Source organism: Azonexus sp. (assembly GCF_030824335.1).
In the GTDB taxonomy this organism is placed as follows: domain Bacteria; phylum Pseudomonadota; class Gammaproteobacteria; order Burkholderiales; family Rhodocyclaceae; genus Azonexus.
This window is the reverse complement of the sequence record NZ_JAVBXX010000018.1, coordinates 37,123-52,311: the sequence shown is the minus strand read 5'-3', so window position 1 is coordinate 52,311 and position 15,189 is coordinate 37,123. Positions and strand designations below refer to the sequence as shown.

General features: G+C 56.3%; 15 protein-coding genes and 1 tRNA gene. All 16 read right to left on the bottom strand.

The genetic code is table 11. From position 1 onward, the window contains the following. Complete coding sequence (locus RCI20_RS12010; protein WP_306605815.1) at positions 1 to 906, bottom strand: GNAT family N-acetyltransferase; 906 nt, start codon at positions 904 to 906, stop codon at positions 1 to 3. Then, entirely contained in the window at positions 903 to 2,069 is a 1,167-nt protein-coding gene (locus RCI20_RS12005; RefSeq protein ID WP_306605812.1) for an O-antigen ligase family protein, read from the bottom strand. The genes RCI20_RS12010 and RCI20_RS12005 overlap by 4 nt, the downstream gene beginning before the upstream one ends. After that, positions 2,066 to 2,824 carry a glycosyltransferase family 2 protein gene (locus tag RCI20_RS12000; protein ID WP_306605810.1) on the bottom strand — a complete coding sequence of 253 codons (759 nt, stop codon included), beginning with the start codon at positions 2,822 to 2,824 and terminating at the stop codon, positions 2,066 to 2,068. The genes RCI20_RS12005 and RCI20_RS12000 overlap by 4 nt, the downstream gene beginning before the upstream one ends. Further along, entirely contained in the window at positions 2,821 to 3,702 is an 882-nt protein-coding gene (locus tag RCI20_RS11995) for a DUF6625 family protein (RefSeq protein ID WP_306605808.1), read from the bottom strand. The genes RCI20_RS12000 and RCI20_RS11995 overlap by 4 nt, the downstream gene beginning before the upstream one ends. Position 3,703: 1 nt before the next feature. Next, on the bottom strand, positions 3,704 to 4,660 hold the full coding sequence (locus RCI20_RS11990; protein WP_306605807.1) for a glycosyltransferase: 957 nt from the start codon (positions 4,658 to 4,660) through the stop codon (positions 3,704 to 3,706). After that, positions 4,657 to 5,373 (bottom strand): CatB-related O-acetyltransferase, encoded by a 717-nt coding sequence (locus RCI20_RS11985; RefSeq protein WP_306605806.1) that lies wholly within the window; start codon positions 5,371 to 5,373, stop codon positions 4,657 to 4,659. The genes RCI20_RS11990 and RCI20_RS11985 overlap by 4 nt, the downstream gene beginning before the upstream one ends. A gap of 8 nt (positions 5,374 to 5,381) precedes the next feature. Next, positions 5,382 to 6,005, bottom strand: coding sequence for a CatB-related O-acetyltransferase (locus tag RCI20_RS11980; RefSeq protein ID WP_306605803.1), 624 nt, complete (start codon positions 6,003 to 6,005; stop codon positions 5,382 to 5,384). Beyond that, positions 6,002 to 6,793 carry a glycosyltransferase family 2 protein gene (locus tag RCI20_RS11975; RefSeq protein WP_306605801.1) on the bottom strand — a complete coding sequence of 264 codons (792 nt, stop codon included), beginning with the start codon at positions 6,791 to 6,793 and terminating at the stop codon, positions 6,002 to 6,004. Before RCI20_RS11975 ends, RCI20_RS11980 begins: the two co-directional genes overlap by 4 nt. 30 nt (positions 6,794 to 6,823) lie before the next feature. Beyond that, on the bottom strand, positions 6,824 to 7,942 hold the full coding sequence (locus tag RCI20_RS11970; protein WP_306605798.1) for a glycosyltransferase: 1,119 nt from the start codon (positions 7,940 to 7,942) through the stop codon (positions 6,824 to 6,826). 3 nt (positions 7,943 to 7,945) lie between these two features. Further along, positions 7,946 to 9,703 (bottom strand): carbamoyltransferase, encoded by a 1,758-nt coding sequence (locus tag RCI20_RS11965; RefSeq protein WP_306605796.1) that lies wholly within the window; start codon positions 9,701 to 9,703, stop codon positions 7,946 to 7,948. A gap of 81 nt (positions 9,704 to 9,784) precedes the next feature. Beyond that, entirely contained in the window at positions 9,785 to 10,447 is a 663-nt protein-coding gene (locus RCI20_RS11960) for a lipopolysaccharide kinase InaA family protein (RefSeq protein WP_306605793.1), read from the bottom strand. A 19-nt stretch (positions 10,448 to 10,466) separates the two neighbouring features. After that, entirely contained in the window at positions 10,467 to 11,354 is an 888-nt protein-coding gene (locus tag RCI20_RS11955; protein ID WP_306605791.1) for a lysophospholipid acyltransferase family protein, read from the bottom strand. A 61-nt stretch (positions 11,355 to 11,415) separates the two neighbouring features. Continuing rightward, the gene (locus RCI20_RS11950) at positions 11,416 to 11,634 is read right to left on the bottom strand and encodes a YdcH family protein (protein ID WP_306605789.1); all 219 of its coding nucleotides are present in this window, start codon (positions 11,632 to 11,634) and stop codon (positions 11,416 to 11,418) included. 280 nt (positions 11,635 to 11,914) lie between these two features. Then, a complete protein-coding gene (locus RCI20_RS11945; protein ID WP_306605787.1) occupies positions 11,915 to 13,036 on the bottom strand; it encodes a peptidylprolyl isomerase in 1,122 nt (373 codons plus the stop codon). Between the two features lie 58 nt (positions 13,037 to 13,094). After that, a tRNA-Ile gene (locus RCI20_RS11940) sits at positions 13,095 to 13,171 on the bottom strand. A gap of 7 nt (positions 13,172 to 13,178) precedes the next feature. Then, the gene (gene rpoD, locus RCI20_RS11935) at positions 13,179 to 15,155 is read right to left on the bottom strand and encodes an RNA polymerase sigma factor RpoD (RefSeq protein ID WP_373691519.1); all 1,977 of its coding nucleotides are present in this window, start codon (positions 15,153 to 15,155) and stop codon (positions 13,179 to 13,181) included. Positions 15,156 to 15,189: the final 34 nt, after the last annotated feature.

Sequence of the window (15,189 nt, the reverse complement as noted above, 5' to 3'; positions counted from 1 at the left end):
TCAAGTCCTGAAGACGGGTACGGGATGGCACCAGCGGTTTTTATAATCGCGGTCAGCCCGGCCAAAGGAATAACGCAGCGGTTTGCCTGCCGAGCGGGCATGGGACCAGGCGGCCTGCGTATTCAGGTAGGAGAGGATGCTGCCTGGACTGAATTCCTGAAAATCGGGATCAACGCCGCCATTGATGTACTCGACACTGATCCATGCCGGTGATTCGACGCGGTAAAGCAGTTGAATGGCGATAGGCCGTGACTCATGCTTCAGCACCGAGCCAAACATGTGGGGGCGCATGATTTCCAGCGCTGCGGGAAGATGCGATTTGGCTGGTACCGGGAAACCCCAGCGGCGAAAGAAGAGATCGGCGTACATTTGGGCGATCTGTTCTGGTGAAAAATCCAGAATGTTGCAGACCGTTCCTCCCCGTTCTTCAAACAGGCGCAACTCCCGTCGCTGGTTATAAAGAAATTTTTTGCTGTAGTCCTCGGGGGGGCGGGCCAGGGCCAAGGATTCCTTTTGCTGCTTTAGGTTGCCGATGTTTTCCTGGTGCAACGCGGACACATAGCGCATTTCAAAATTCACCGGGATGGATAAGCCGGGCGAGATGGGTAGAATGATTTCGGCATTTCCCAGATCGAAAAAATCCCTTTTCTGGAAGCGCTTGAGGGCTTGTCGGGACAAGGCCAAATGCCGGTCCCATGTGGCGATGGCGCCGACGATTTCGCCATCCTGTCTATGGCCCAGGTAGCGCACCGGTAGCCCGGCGAGTTGCGATAGTCCTGCCACGACATCGGGGTGTGTTGCGACGCTGCCCCCGTGACAAAACCAGGTTGCTGCATATTCGCTGGATTCTATGGGCTGCCATCCGCGTTCGCGCCAGGCCTGGAAAAGTTGCAGGAAAGGAATCAAGAAAATTGTCTGCCTGAAGGATGGTTGTGGCGATGGATGATCAAGGCTGCTGGCAACAAGACCAGCAACCACAATTCGTCTGGATTGCCGATCAGCATGCTGCCATCAAAGTTCAGGCCGACGAGCGAAGCAAAGAGATACAGCCCCCAGGGATTGCGTTGCCGCCAGGCTTGGTAAAGGGCCAGGCACATCAGGGTGGCAAAGATCAGCAGGGAAACCAGCCCGGTGTACACGCCGAGTGCGAGAAAAATATTGTGGGGATGAAGAATGCCCCCGCCGCCAGTCAGGATATGCTGGCTCTGGTGGGCTAGCCCGCAGCCCCGCCATATCCCGCATTCATTCCATTCGCTGATCAGCGTGCTCCATATTTCAAAGCGCAGTGCATCGCCACGGGCGAGCAGCTGGCCAATTTGCGGGATGTCCCTGGTCAAAAACCACAAAATACCAATGCCGACAACGAACAGGGCAAATGTCAGGAGTCCGGCTTTTTTGTTGGCAACGGCTAGCAGGATGCTGCAGGCGGCGACTAAAACCACAAGTGCAGCCAGTCCTGAGCGACTTTGCAATGCGAAACCCATCAAGAAAATGGCGATCAGCAAGCCGATGCCAAGCTCGACAAAACGCCGTTGTGAAAACCAGGTAGGTAAAGCCAGCGCGAAACAACTGGTGATCCACATGCTGGTATAGATCGGCCCGGTCATACGGGCAGGGAGCCATAGCACCCTTTCGCCAAAAGCATAGTGACCAGTCAGCCAATAAAATACCGAGGAACTCAGTACGTATAGTGCGACCGACCAGAACAGGACGCGAGAAAACAAGGGGGAGTTGAAAAAGCGCGGGTCGACAAACTGGCTGATCACAACAAGAAACAGCGCTACGTACAAGACGTGCTTGAGAAACTGCAAATCACCTTCTAGGGCACCGACAAATACAAACCAGCCGAGGAGCAGCGACCAACCGAGCGTGCTGGGGGTGATGGAGAGCGTTCTGCCGCGCATGAAAACGATGAGCAGCAGCGCCGGCAAGGCAGTCAACAGGTAATAGACATTATTGACCATCTTGGCCGTTGGGAGGAGCAGGAAACTGACCATGAATAACAAAGTACTCACGGTAAAGTAGGTCTGAATCGACTTTCTGCCCGCATTGTCGAGAGAGAAGGTCAAATCATCGCTCCAAGAATGAACCCGGCGAGCAATGCCAGAGCGATGCGGATTTTCTCCATTTTTTTCCGGCGAGCCTTGGATTGGCGCTCCTCGGGAACGATCACATGTTCTCCGAAGCCGGTATGCAAGACGGCATCATTTTCGAGGATCAGTGCATAGCGATCATTCGCGGCATAAAGCCGGGAGAGGTCTTTTTCCCCGGTGTATTGCGCGTAGGGGGAAAACGTCAGGTAATCGGCTTTACGGCGCAAACCGGGGTTGAAGGAAAAGCCTTGCCAATCCGCTTTGTCCGATTCGAGTTTGTAGCAAGGTATGTGTTCAACGATGCGTCGCTCTCCCTGATGCACGTAAGGGCTGTGGATGGCCAGGTCGTGCGGGTGGCTGCGTAGCCATACCTGCAGGGCTTGCGGATCGTCTTCCAGCAGCTTTCGGGAGTCTTCGATAAAACCCGGGCGGTAAAATGCCCAGTCATCTTCGCAATGGAAAATCCATGGGGTTGCTACCTCGGCATAGGCCAAGTCGATGGATTTCAGTTGCCCCAGTCGCGGTTGATTGATGAAGAAGCGCGTCCAGGGTTTCCAGTGGGCGGGAATACAGGTTTCGACCGTCGCATCGCCCGAATCCTCGGTGATGAAAACGGCACGGATCGGTGCCGTATTGAATTTGTCCAGGCTGGCCAGCGTATCGCGCAGCAGATCGAAACGACCGCAGCTGGTGACCACAATCGAAATGTCGCTCTGTTCGGAAAAAATCATGGGGGGCACCTTTTGAAACCAGAGGTCGTGATGACCCAGGCATCTGCCTTGGGCAAGGCAGGATCGCTGGTCGAGTTTTTGTATGCTTCTGCACACCAGTCGTCCCGCTGTTTCCAGCCGATGAAATGAAAGTACGGGAAAGCGCGTTCCCCATCCTGGCTATTGGTCAGTTTCCCTTGGCGCCATTGCCAGTATTCCGGGAAGTTGAAACTTCCGTCATGCCAGGCCAGACGGCCGTAGGGCGTACTGTAGGCTTCGACGAATTCACTTTGCCGCCACAGCGGGTTGGTCAGCGAGAGCAGTTTCCTGAGCAGGCCGGGCCATTTTTTGAAACGGATGAACAAGCGACTGTAAGCCACTTCGTCAAAGCCGAAGTGTTGATTGCTCGAGAGCATTGCCTGCCATTGTGGGACATTCTTGAAGGCATTCAGGAGTTCCGGGGTGTTTCTGAGCAGACAGAGATGTCCTGAAACACGACGTTCATGCGTCGAAAGCAGTTTGTGACGAGCTAGTCGTTCTGGAGTGAAATAGGCGCGCAAGTCACCGTAAATCAGGTCAATGTCGCTAAAGCCCCAGAAGTCGTACGTTTCGATCTCTTTCGCATGGACCAGCCCGAGTGCGGGTTTCAGGTCGCACAGTTTATAGGGGCTTTCTGGCGAGAAGGGAATGCCGAGTTGTTGCGAGACGTTCTTGCAATAGTCGGTAAAGCTCATTTCGCTAAAACGGACATTGGCAGGGGCTTCTGGAGGAATGCCGCAGTCAGTGAAAAACAGCCAGTCGATATCGGGATTGTGGCGGCAGCTTTCGAGGAAAAATGGCATCCAGAAAGGCCATTTCCCAAAATAAGGAATCAAAAAGATGATGCTCGGCTGGGCCATCTCAAATGCCCCAACGATTGCGCAGTGTCGTCAACCACCCCGGGGCGGGATGGGGGCGAAGCGGTGGCGCCATGGCCTTGACGATTTCCTGGCCCAGTTGGTAAAAACTGTAGCTTGATTCAGCCAGCGCTCGTCCGCTTTGGGCGATTTGGTGTGCTGTCTCCGGGGCTTTGCGCAAAATATCGAGCTTGCTGCGCAGTTCGGCAATATCGCGATAGAGCACGATATTTTGCATGTCGATAAAGCCCAGTGCTTGATTCTCGGACTCACCCTGATTGAAGGCAAAAAGAACGCAGCCGCAGGCCATGGCTTCAAAGTTCTTGATCATGTACTCGCCCATGCCGACATCTGCACTGACAAAAAAGCGAATGCGATTCAATGTGTTCAGGTAGTCGTCCCCGGATTTCGTCCGCGTGACCAGCAGGTTTTCGACTTGGGAGAGTTCGTCCAGCAGGGCTTTGCGGCCACTGTAGGCGACGCTGTTGACGCTGCCGACGAAGGCCAGTTCGATATCGCGCGGTTGACCGAGGTCCCGCAGCAGGGTCTGGTCGTAGCCTTTGGGGACAAATACGGCATCGAAACCTTCATGGCGTAGTCGTTCGGTGACATCGAATCCCGAACTGATGATGCGTGCCCAGGGAAGTTGCCGATAATGCCCGGAGAAGCGGCCTGTGTATTTGCAGGTGATGTAGTTCTGATAGGCATCGTGTTCGAGAATGACCAGGTTGGGCACGCTGCGAATGAAACTGACTTGCCTGATTTCCTGTTTGAAGCGCAGGAAAAACAGAATCCGGTCGTATGCACTGGTATCGACGTGCTTGGCAAAGTAGCGCCGCAGATTGGCCTGTTCGTCGCGATCCAGCCAGCGAATGTCGCACTCCGAGTGTTGCTGAATGCTGTTGTAGAGTCGATCCAGAATGACCCGCTGTTCTTTTTGTACCAGAAACAGGACTTTCATTTGGCTATTCGCTCGCTGGGAGAAAGAAGTCGGCACCGGGTTTTGGTCAGTTCGATGCATGGATATTGTGCCGTTTCGATCCCGGGGTGTTTGCTGAGGTATTCGAGAAAAAGCGTCGGTGATTCAAGCGGGGCGGATTGCAGAAATTCGATTGGCAGGGTCCACCATTCACTTTTGAGTAATTTGTCGATGATTTCGGCCGAGTGTCGATAGCGAATGATACGGGCGGGCATCCCGACGACCACGGCATAGGGCGGGACATCGCGGGTTACGACGGCGCGGGCGCCAATGACCGCGCCGCTGCCAATCCGTACACCTTCCATCACGATGGCTTCGCGGCCAATCCAGACATCGTTGCCGATTTCGGTTGCCGAGGCGACGTGCTGGTAATGACGTTCCGGCCGTTCGTGCTGAAAAGGATGCGTACTCACCCAGTCCAGCGGATGGCCGCTGCGTTCCTGCCCGAGAATCACGTCGTTGCCGATTGAACAGAAACGGCCAATCGACGCAATATTCGACAAGTCGCACCCGCTGCGCAGATAGGTTCGGGTGCCGATACATAGCGTTTGTATGGCAAGTGTCGCATTGCTGATGGAAACCCCTGGCTCCAGCCACATTTTTCCCGCGCGCAGGCGTGATACGGCAAACCCTAGCTTGATGCCGTGTATTTTCAGTTGGTGTTTACGTTGAAAACTGGCGAAAGGTGACCACATGGCGCAGATCAGCGAAATTTGCGAATCAATTCAGCCAGTACCTCATGGCTGGGCGGTGTGCACAGTGTGTCTTTGATCTCGCGGATGGCGGATTCTTCCAGCTCCCACCATTTCAGTTGCAGTAACAGATCGATGATGCCCTGCTCGAAACGGGGTTTGATCCTGTCTGCCGGGCAACCCAGTGCGATATGGTAAGGGGGAACGTCCTTGACGATCATTGCATTGGCGCCAATGACCGCACCATCGCCAATCGTCACGCCCGACATGATGGTGGCCCCTGAGCCTATCCAGACATCGTGGCCGATCCTGACGTCGCCACGGGTTGCCGGATTGCCGGCAACCTTGTCGGCGCCGAAGGCTTCCGGGAAGACATGGCCGAAAGGAAAGGTGCTCATCCAGTCGGTCCGGTGATTGCCACCAAGAAATATCTGTATTGCATCGGCAATCGAGCAAAAGCTGCCGATGCTCAGGGCGGCACCTTCCTTCCACTGACGGATTTTCAGTTGCTCATGACCATAGGTGTAGCGCCCAATTTCAATGGGGCTGTTGCCTCGGCGATAGACCAGCGGTTTCGACGGGTCTGCCGGCGAGCGTCGCCGATGCTTTCTTAAAAAACGTTTTAACCAGCTCATGAGTCTTTTTTTGCCTTGAAGGGCAGCAAGCACAGTTTGAGGTAGAACGAAATCAGCTTGCGGGCGTAGCGCAAGCCATGCAGACCATTCCATTTCCGGTCAAAGTCGAGTTTTGCTTTCTTGGTCAACAAGCGTTGCCGTACGCGACTCTGGGTCTTCAGTGTTTTGCTCTCTACGTGATCGACGATGGATGAAGTGACCAACGCATGGGGCAAGGCATGTTTTTCCAGCGTTTTTGCGTAGTCATTATCGGCAAACCAGAAGCGAAATTGCTCATCCAGCGGTCCTGTGATTTCCAGCATGCTGCGCTTGAAGCATAAACACCAGCCGGCGATTTCGCGGCGAATGCCATAGCCGTAGTGCAAACCGGAAGCGGGCAAGAGGCCAACCGTCGGATGGTGGATTGAACAGAGCGGGCTGGCACTCTGCAATTTTTCGTCTTGAGCAAAGGCATCCAGGAGTTCTTTCGCCCAGTCGGGGTGAAAGATCAGATCGTTGTTGCACAGACAGATGTACGGGGCATGTGTCATCTTGATGCCCAGATTCATGTAGGTGTGGTAACCAAACGGAATGCCCGGATAAATGGTTTGAACATTGGCCCCTTCGTATGGCGGGGCATCCGGGCAGGATTCGATAACGACAATATTCAAGACAATATCTGGATGCTGCGTTTCCGATGCCCGCAAGCTGACCAGGCAATTCTCGGTGACCTGGCGCAACGCTGGGTTACTGGCCAGGCTCAGAATGATGAGGTCAATCGTGGTGGACTGCTGGGGTGTGTTCGACATGGATGATGGCTTGAATTCCGGGACTTTTGCTCAGACGGCTTGCGCCAGATTTGGCAGTCTGGCGGCAGCAAGGCGCAGCCAGAAAGAGCTTGCTGCCGCCTGGTCGCTGAACAGCGTCTGCAAGCGCTCGCCGGCGTCGTGCAACTTGGTTTGGCGGGTGTTCGCTGTGGTGGTCAACGCTTCAGCCAGTTGCTCGGCGTTGCCGAGAGTAAATAGCTGTCCCAATCCCTCGACGATTTCGCGGGCGCCGCCGCAGTTTGTTGAAACCAGCGGAACGTTTGCCGCCATGGCTTCCAGCAAGACCATGCCGAACGGTTCGTGATCCGAACTCAAGGCAAAGATGTCGAAAGCCCGGAAATAGCGCCTGGCATGAGCCACCTGACCGAGGAAATCTACGTGTTCCGTGATCCCGAGTTGGTGGGCGAGCGCTTTCAGTTCGGACTCAAGCTCACCCTCGCCCACGATGACCAGCCTGGCGTTGGCCGGGAGTCGGGGCAAGGCTTGGGCAAAGCCACGAATCAAGGTGGCCTGATCCTTGTCCGGGTGCAGGCGTCCGACGTTACCCACGACGAAAGCATCCAGTGCCAGCCCCAGCGTGGCACGTGCGGCTTCTCTGGATATTTGTTCGCCTTGTACGGCGGCGATGTCGATTCGGTTGTAGAGCGTTGCAATGCGCTCGGCCGGCCAGTTTGGCAGGCAGCGGCGAAGGTCGTCCCGCACGGCATCGGAGACGCCAAGCAGCATCAATCTTTGGCGGAAGGCATGGGCAAACCAGCGTCGTGGTGCGCGGTCGTAGTCGCCGAACGCGTGGTGTACGCCAATGACCGGCAGTTTGCCGGCCAGGCAGGCGATATAGATGGGCTTGAAACGGTGGGCGATGATCAGTGAAAAATCGCGGGATTGCAGGATTTTGCGCAGCGCCTGGATGGCTTGCCATTTCAGCCCGCTGACCTGGCGACTTTTGAAACCGAGGAAAATCACGTCATCCGAGGCTGATCCGGCGCGGGCTTCCGGGGTGTCTTCTCCCGTCAGATAAACTGTCAGCACCTTGTACGGGCGGTCTTTGAACAGTGCGGCGTATTGACGCGCAACGTCCAGAAAAGGCCCGTAATGGCAGTGGCAGAATTGCAGAATCCAGCGTTTTTCCACGGTCTACCCTGCTGAAACCGCATTTTTGCAGACCAGAATGTCCTGCATTACCAGGTATTCAAGATCCGAGCCGAAGAACATGTTCAGCGCATCGGTCGGCGAGCAGATCATCGGTTCGCCGCGGCGGTTCAGCGAGGTGTTGAGCACGACGCCATTGCCAGTGAGTTTTTCCATTTCCTTCATCAGGTCGTAGTAACGCGGGTTGTATTCGCGCTTGAGCACCTGGGCGCGTGAGGTGCCGTCTTCATGGACGACTTCTGGCACGCGGGTTTTCCATTCTTCGGCCACTTCGAAGGTGAAGGTCATGAACGGGGCTGGGTGATCCTTGCCGAGCATTTGCGGGCCGACGGTGTCGAGCATGCTCGGGCAGAAAGGGCGCCAGCGCTCACGGAACTTGATCTGCTCGTTAATCCGGTCGGCGACGCCGGGGGCGCTCGGGCAGCCGACGATGGAGCGGCCACCCAAGGCGCGCGGGCCGAATTCCATCCGGCCCTGGAACCAGGCAACCGGATTCCCATCGGCGAGAATTTGCGCGATGCGTTCGGGGACGGCGCTATCCCCATTGGCGATGACTTCGTATTTCGGCTTGGCCGGATGGCGGGCACAGGCAGCGATGACGTCCTCGTTGCTGTATTGCGGGCCGAGGTAGACGTGTTCCATCTTCTCGACCGGCACGCCGCGCTCGACCGAGACGTAGGCGGCGGCACCGATGGCGGTGCCGGCGTCGCCGGAGGCCGGCTGGACGAACAGTTCCTTCAATTCCGGGCGGGCGATGATCTTCTGGTTCAGCTTGACGTTCAACGCACCGCCGCCGGCGAAGGCCAGCTTGCCGGTTTCCTTGAGGATGTCGCCGAGGTAGTAATCCATCATTTGCAGTGCCAGATCCTCGAACAGCTTCTGCATGCTCGCCGCGTAGTGGATGTACGGGTCATCGGCGATATCGCCGTGGCGCATCGGGCCCAGCCATTCGATCAGCTTGGGCGAGAAGTAGTAACCCTTGCCCTTTTCCTTGTAACGGCGGAAACCGATTACGTTGGCGTAGTCGGTATTGACGATCAGTTCGCCATTCTCGAATTTCGCCAGACGCGAGAAGTCGTATTTCGTCGGGTCGCCGTAGGGCGCCATGCCCATCACCTTGTATTCGCCGTCGAGCATCTCGAAGCCGAGGTATTCGGTGATCGCGCCGTACAGGCCGCCGAGCGAATCCGGATCGTAGAACTCCTTGATCTTGTGGATCTTGCCGTTCTCGCCATAGCCGAAGAAGGTGGTGGCGTATTCGCCCTTGCCGTCGATGCCGAGGATCGCCGTTTTTTCCGTGAAGCCGGAGCAGTGGTAGGCGCTGGAGGCGTGCGTCAGGTGGTGTTCGACCGGAATGATCTCGGTCTTGGTGAGGTCGAAACCGAGCTGCTGCAGACACCACTCGATGCGTTTTTTGTAGCGCTTGAAGCGGCGGTTGCCATCGAGCAGGGCGTCGAGGGCGCGATCCGGTGCATACCAGTAGCGCTTGGCATATTGCCAGCGGGCCTTGTCGGCCAGACTGATCGGGGCGAAGGGAATGGCGACGGCAGTGACATCCTTCGGCTTGATGCCGGCGAAGTCCAGGCAGAAACGCGCCGATTCATAAGGCATGCGGTTTTTCGCATGCTTGTCGCGGACGAAGCGTTCTTCTTCCGCCGCGGCAACGAGTTTGCCATCGATGTAGAGGGCGGCTGACGGGTCATGGGTCAGTGCGCCGGAAAGTCCAAGTATGGTCAGAGCCAAAGTGATTATCTCTTGTGTGGAAGCCTGGCTGAGGGCAGGCGACGTTCAGCCGAATTCGGGAGTATACCTGCTCGGGATTTCTTAGGTGCCGGACGTGGCTGCATGGGCCTTGAGAAGATCGTCCCAGGCTTCCTGGTTCCAGAGCTTCTGGTGGCGATAAAGCTGATCAAGATCGTGTCCGGCAGCCCGCCAGGGCAGGTAGGCCCGGTGCAGCTTTTCCAGATCGATCAAGGCAATTTCAGGCGTCTCGTCCTGCCAGCGAAACATGATGTGCTGGGGGTAGAGGCAACTGTGTTGCAAATATTTTCGGTGCATTTTCCCGAGTGTTTTGCCGGTAGCGCTGGCGAGGGATTTTTTTCTCTCGGCTGAAAAATCTGCCGCTTCGGAGATTGCCCGGAAACCGGTCAGTTCGCGGGTGACCAGGATGCCGGCAAACCCGTCCGGGGTTTTTCTCCAGCCATGAAAAACCGGTTCAGGAACCTTGATGCCCAAGGATGCCAGCAGGAGAAGGTTGGCGTATTCCCGGCTGGTGGTTGGCATGCCAAACGGATGTTGCAAGCTGCGGTAGAGGTGGTTGTTCTGTCTTTTGATATAGAACAGCGCATCAGCAAAACGCGAGGTAATCATGCCGCTCCAGCCTGAGCGCCTCTGGTTGGGTTCCTCTACCCATGTGCCGGGCGCATTCCACCATCCGTCAAAGTCATTCGGAATGCTGGAAATTGGTGTGCTGATCGGCTCAAGCATGGTCGGGTCCCTGGTGTAGTCAGTAGAGCTTGCTCTGGCCGGGTGGCCGGGTCTTGAAGCGGCGGTGCACCCAATAATACTGGCTGGGCATCTTGCGTATTTCGGCTTCGATCCAGGCATTCATCCGGGCGGCATCCGCGACCGGGTCGCTGCCGGGAAACGCTTCCCAGGCCTCACCAATCGAAACCGCATAACCTTCGCTACCTGGCAGCATGCGGGTGATGCATGGCAGGACCAACGCGTCAGCCGCCTTGGCCAGGCGGGGCAGGCCGGTAATCGTGGCAGTCTGGATGCCGAAGAACGGGACAAACACGGCATCGCGCCGTCTCGGGTTGAGATCGGGCAGGTAATAGAAAGGGCGCCCCGACTTCATCGCCTTGATGGTTGCCCGTACGCCATCCTGGCGCGACAGCAGTAATTGATTGCCGAAGCGGCTACGTCCCTTGAACAGGACGCGATTGAATATCGGGTTGGTTTGCTCGGAATAAATGCTGACGATGTCGAAGCGCATGGTGATCGCGCTGCCGCCGGCATCGAGCCCGAGAAAATGCGGTGCCAGCAGGATTACCGGGCGATCGGCGGCAAGTGCTGCGGTGATTCGCTCTTCACCGGAAATCTTGACGATGCGCTGGATCCGTTGCGGGCTGGACCACCAGAATATGCTGCGCTCGATCAGGCTACGGCCGAGCAGGGAAAAATGGGTTTTTGCCAGAATTTTGCGGTCGACCGCAGAAATCTCGGGAAAACACAGGCCGAGATTGATGTCGACGACTTTTCGTCGCTGCCGGGCTAGCAGGTAAAGCAGGGCGCCCAAGCCTCGGCCGATGGTGGCCAGCAGCGGCAGTGGGAGAAAGTGCAGCAGCCAGAGCAGTGCGACAGCCAGCAGGCCGAGTGGTCGGGTCAGCATCTCAGGCGGTTCTGCAAGTGGTATTCACGCCGCACGGTGCAACACCGTGCGGCAGTGGAAGTCAGGCGGTAGCGGCTTTTTTGAGCAAGTTGTACACCTCGTCCTTGAGTGCCAGCTTTTCTTTTTTCAGACGCTCGATCTCGTCGTGCGTGCCTGGTTCAATGTGCGCTTCGATATTCTTGATCTTCTGATCCAGTTCGTTGTGCTTGTCGAAAACGGTCACGAAATGGCGGTCGCTTGTTTTGAGTTGGGTAATCAGATCACGGTATTCAGGGAACATGGTGAGTCTCCATCAGGTTAATGCACCTGCATTCCCGGCTGTTTCGGGCTGGCGCATGGATTGAATTGGTGAGGCCGCACGGGTTTTGGCCGTGGTCTAAAGGATTGCCGGAGCGAAAAAAGCGTGTGTGCGCGTTCAAAACTCCAACACTTCTGTAGTGTTTTTATTGATAGCCGGTAACCCGTGATTATATACCGAAGCCAAAATCCGGGCCCGCGAGCTTTGCTTTCTGGCTATTGCTGCGGCGAATTCAGGTTTTTCTCGGCAGCAAGACGGATGTTCATGCGTATTCCAGACCCGTGCTTTGCAGCCCGATCAGTCCAATCTGTTGCTGATTCAGATCCAGCATGGCGGCACTGGCGAGAAACTCAGCCTGGCTCAGCGAGCCGCCGCTTCCCTGCATATTTGCAGCCAGGGCGTTGGCGATTTCGTTGCTGGCTTCTGCGCCAATGATGTTTTTGTACAGCAGCTTTGCCAGATCGGCATTGCTTCTGGAGCCCGCCAGTGACTCGGTCAGCCCAAGGTCAATCGCCATCTGACTGACATCGATCAGGCTTTTGCCTTGATCGAACAGGGAAAGAATCGTGCCGACCGCAGTGGGTGCATTCAAAAAATTGTCGGCGATTGAACCGATGAACAATGCGGCTTTTCCAGCGTTTTCTGCGGGTGCGAGGTCGAACGCCATTTTTTTGTCGGTAAATGCCAGCCGGTGAATGTCAGGCAAGACTTCTCCGCTGTGCAGGCCATCGATCCTGGTCACCGTCAGCCCCGTGTCTTTTGCCTTGATCCCGTAGCTGAGGCGGCTTCCTGTGTAGGTCGCTATCGTGACGCCGTATTCGTTGATCGTTGTTGTGTGCGTGGTCGGTAGCAAGGCGTCGGCCAGCGTGTAACGATCAGCGCTGAAAATCGTGACCAGGGTCGGGTAAGGAAAGTTCTGGTAGATCGTTCCGTTGATTCTTGCCGTTATGGTTTGCGTGTCGGAAATGCTGTCGACCACGTCCATGCCATCGACTACCGTGCCGAACACGGCGTAGCCGGGGCTGCTGGCGCTTTGATAATTCAGGAAGGGATTGTCTACGGTGTTGATGAAAAACTGGGATGTCGCAGAGTTGGCCGTATTGGTTCTGGCCATTGCAACGGTGCCCCGGTCATTTTCCAGTCCGGTGTTGGACTCCAGCAAAATGGGCGCGTAGGTCGTCTTTTGTTGAAAAGACTGAGTCAGGCCACCACCCTGGATCATGAATTGATCAATGACCCGATGGAAAAGCGTTCCGTCGTAAAAGTTGCTGTCGACGTATTGCAGGAAATTGGCCACAGTCGTCGGCGCCTGATCGGGGTAGAGCTCGATCGTGACAGGCCCGAAGTTGGTATTGATCAGGACTAGGTTCTGGCTATTAGACATGGACGTTCAACTGTTGAATAAGTCAGACAAAAGCCACCCCGGAGGATGGCTTTTATATTGGTGGGCCCGCACGGACTTGAACCGTGGACCAAAGGATTATGAGTCCTCTGCTCTAACCAACTGAGCTACGGGCCCGGAAAGCTTAGTTGCCGGTCGGGTCGAGGAAGCTGCGCAGCTTGTCCGAGCGGCTCGGGTGACGCAGCTTGCGCAGGGCCTTGGCTTCGATCTGGCGGATGCGTTCGCGGGTGACGTCGAACTGTTTGCCGACTTCTTCCAGCGTATGGTCAGTGTTCATTTCAATACCGAAACGCATGCGCAGGACCTTGGCTTCCCTCGTGGTCAGGCTATCCAGAATGTCCTTGGTCACGCCGCGCAGGCTGGAGAACATTGCTGCATCGGCTGGGGCAAGGGTGCCGGAGTCTTCGATAAAGTCGCCGAGGTGGGAGTCGTCGTCGTCGCCGATCGGGGTTTCCATGGAGATGGGCTCCTTGGAAATCTTCATGATCTTGCGGATCTTGTCTTCCGGCATGTCCATCTTCTTGGCCAGGGTCGCCGGATCGGGTTCTGCCCCGGTTTCCTGCAGAATCTGGCGGCTGATCCGGTTCATCTTGTTGATTGTCTCGATCATGTGCACCGGGATACGGATGGTCCGCGCCTGGTCAGCGATGGAGCGGGTGATGGCTTGGCGGATCCACCACGTGGCGTAGGTCGAGAACTTGTAGCCGCGACGGTATTCGAACTTGTCCACCGCCTTCATCAGACCGATGTTGCCTTCCTGGATCAGGTCAAGGAACTGCAGGCCGCGGTTGGTGTATTTCTTGGCAATCGAGATAACCAGACGCAGGTTGGCTTCGGTCATTTCGCGTTTGGCGCGGCGGGCCTTGGCTTCGCCGGTGGACATCTGCTTGTTGATTTCCTTGAGTTCCTTCAAGGGAATGCCGATGCGTTCCTGCAGGGCGAGCAGCTTGCGCTGTTCTTCCTGGATGTCCGGTGCGCAGCGCGTCAGGATGGCGACGTAGGTCTTCGGCGCAGCGGCGATTTCCGCATCGACCCAGTCGATATTGATTTCGTTGCCCGGGAACGACTGAATAAAGTGCGGACGCGGCATACGCACGCGGTCAACGCAGATTTGCTGGATTTTTCGTTCACAGCCGCGGACTTCCTCAACCATGCTGCGGACGCTGTCGCACAGGCGTTCGATGCTGCGCGACGTGAAACGGATGTTCATCAGTTCGTCGGACAGTTGCTGCTGCAACTTGAGGTAGGCCTTGTCCTGCGAGCCCTTGCTGCCCAGCATTTTTTGCATCTTGGCGTGAATTGCCCGGATGGCCTGGAAGCGTTCGATGCCTTCGGTCTTCAGTTGTAGCAAGGAAGCGGCTGCGGCACCGCCACCTTCGTCGGCATCTTCTTCGTCCTCTTCGTCCTCTTCGTCTTCGTCGCCTGAACTGGCTACTTCCGGTGCCGGTTCCTGCTCGACGGCATTCGGATCGATCAGGCCGTCGATCAGTTCATCGATGCGCATTTCATCGGCTTCAACCTTGGCGGCGACTTCGAGAATGTCAGTGATCGTGGTCGGGCAGGCCGAAATGGCCTGGATCATGTGTTTCAGGCCTTCTTCGATACGCTTGGCGATTTCGATTTCGCCTTCGCGGGTCAGCAACTCGACCGAACCCATTTCACGCATGTACATGCGCACCGGGTCGGTGGTGCGACCAAATTCGGAGTCGACCGTGGACAGGGCCTGTTCGGCTTGCGCTTCGACTTCTTCATCGTCGGTGGCGGCAGCGGCGGTGTCCGACATCAGCAGGTCTTCGGCAGCCGGGGCTTCGTCGAAGACCTGGATACTCATTTCGCTGAAGGTGGAGATGATCGCTTCGATACTCTCCGCATCGACCACGTCATCGGGCAGGTGGTCGTTGATTTCAGCGTAGGTCAGGTAACCGCGTTCCTTGCCCAGCTTGATCAGCGCCTTCAGGCGCATCTTGCGCGCTTCGGCGTCGAGCGGTTGCGGGGTTTCTGCCATCGCGCCTTCGAGCAGCGCCTTTTCGGCAGCCTTTTCCTTGGCTTTGCTGATGCGAGCCTTGGGTGCTTCCTTAGCGATGTCTTTTGCCTTAGCCATGAACACGATCCATGTAATTGGAGAAAACCATAAA

Coding starts and splice junctions, on each gene's coding strand:
- RCI20_RS12000 (WP_306605810.1), bottom strand. CDS start 2,824: ATGATTTTTTCCGAACAGAGCGACATTTCGATTGTGGTCACCAGCTGC.
- RCI20_RS11995 (WP_306605808.1), bottom strand. CDS start 3,702: ATGGCCCAGCCGAGCATCATCTTTTTGATTCCTTATTTTGGGAAATGG.
- RCI20_RS11990 (WP_306605807.1), bottom strand. CDS start 4,660: ATGAAAGTCCTGTTTCTGGTACAAAAAGAACAGCGGGTCATTCTGGAT.
- RCI20_RS11985 (WP_306605806.1), bottom strand. CDS start 5,373: ATGTGGTCACCTTTCGCCAGTTTTCAACGTAAACACCAACTGAAAATA.
- RCI20_RS11980 (WP_306605803.1), bottom strand. CDS start 6,005: ATGAGCTGGTTAAAACGTTTTTTAAGAAAGCATCGGCGACGCTCGCCG.
- RCI20_RS11975 (WP_306605801.1), bottom strand. CDS start 6,793: ATGTCGAACACACCCCAGCAGTCCACCACGATTGACCTCATCATTCTG.
- RCI20_RS11960 (WP_306605793.1), bottom strand. CDS start 10,447: ATGCTTGAGCCGATCAGCACACCAATTTCCAGCATTCCGAATGACTTT.
- RCI20_RS11955 (WP_306605791.1), bottom strand. CDS start 11,354: ATGCTGACCCGACCACTCGGCCTGCTGGCTGTCGCACTGCTCTGGCTG.
- RCI20_RS11950 (WP_306605789.1), bottom strand. CDS start 11,634: ATGTTCCCTGAATACCGTGATCTGATTACCCAACTCAAAACAAGCGAC.
- RCI20_RS11945 (WP_306605787.1), bottom strand. CDS start 13,036: ATGTCTAATAGCCAGAACCTAGTCCTGATCAATACCAACTTCGGGCCT.
- rpoD (WP_373691519.1), bottom strand. CDS start 15,155: ATGGCTAAGGCAAAAGACATCGCTAAGGAAGCACCCAAGGCTCGCATC.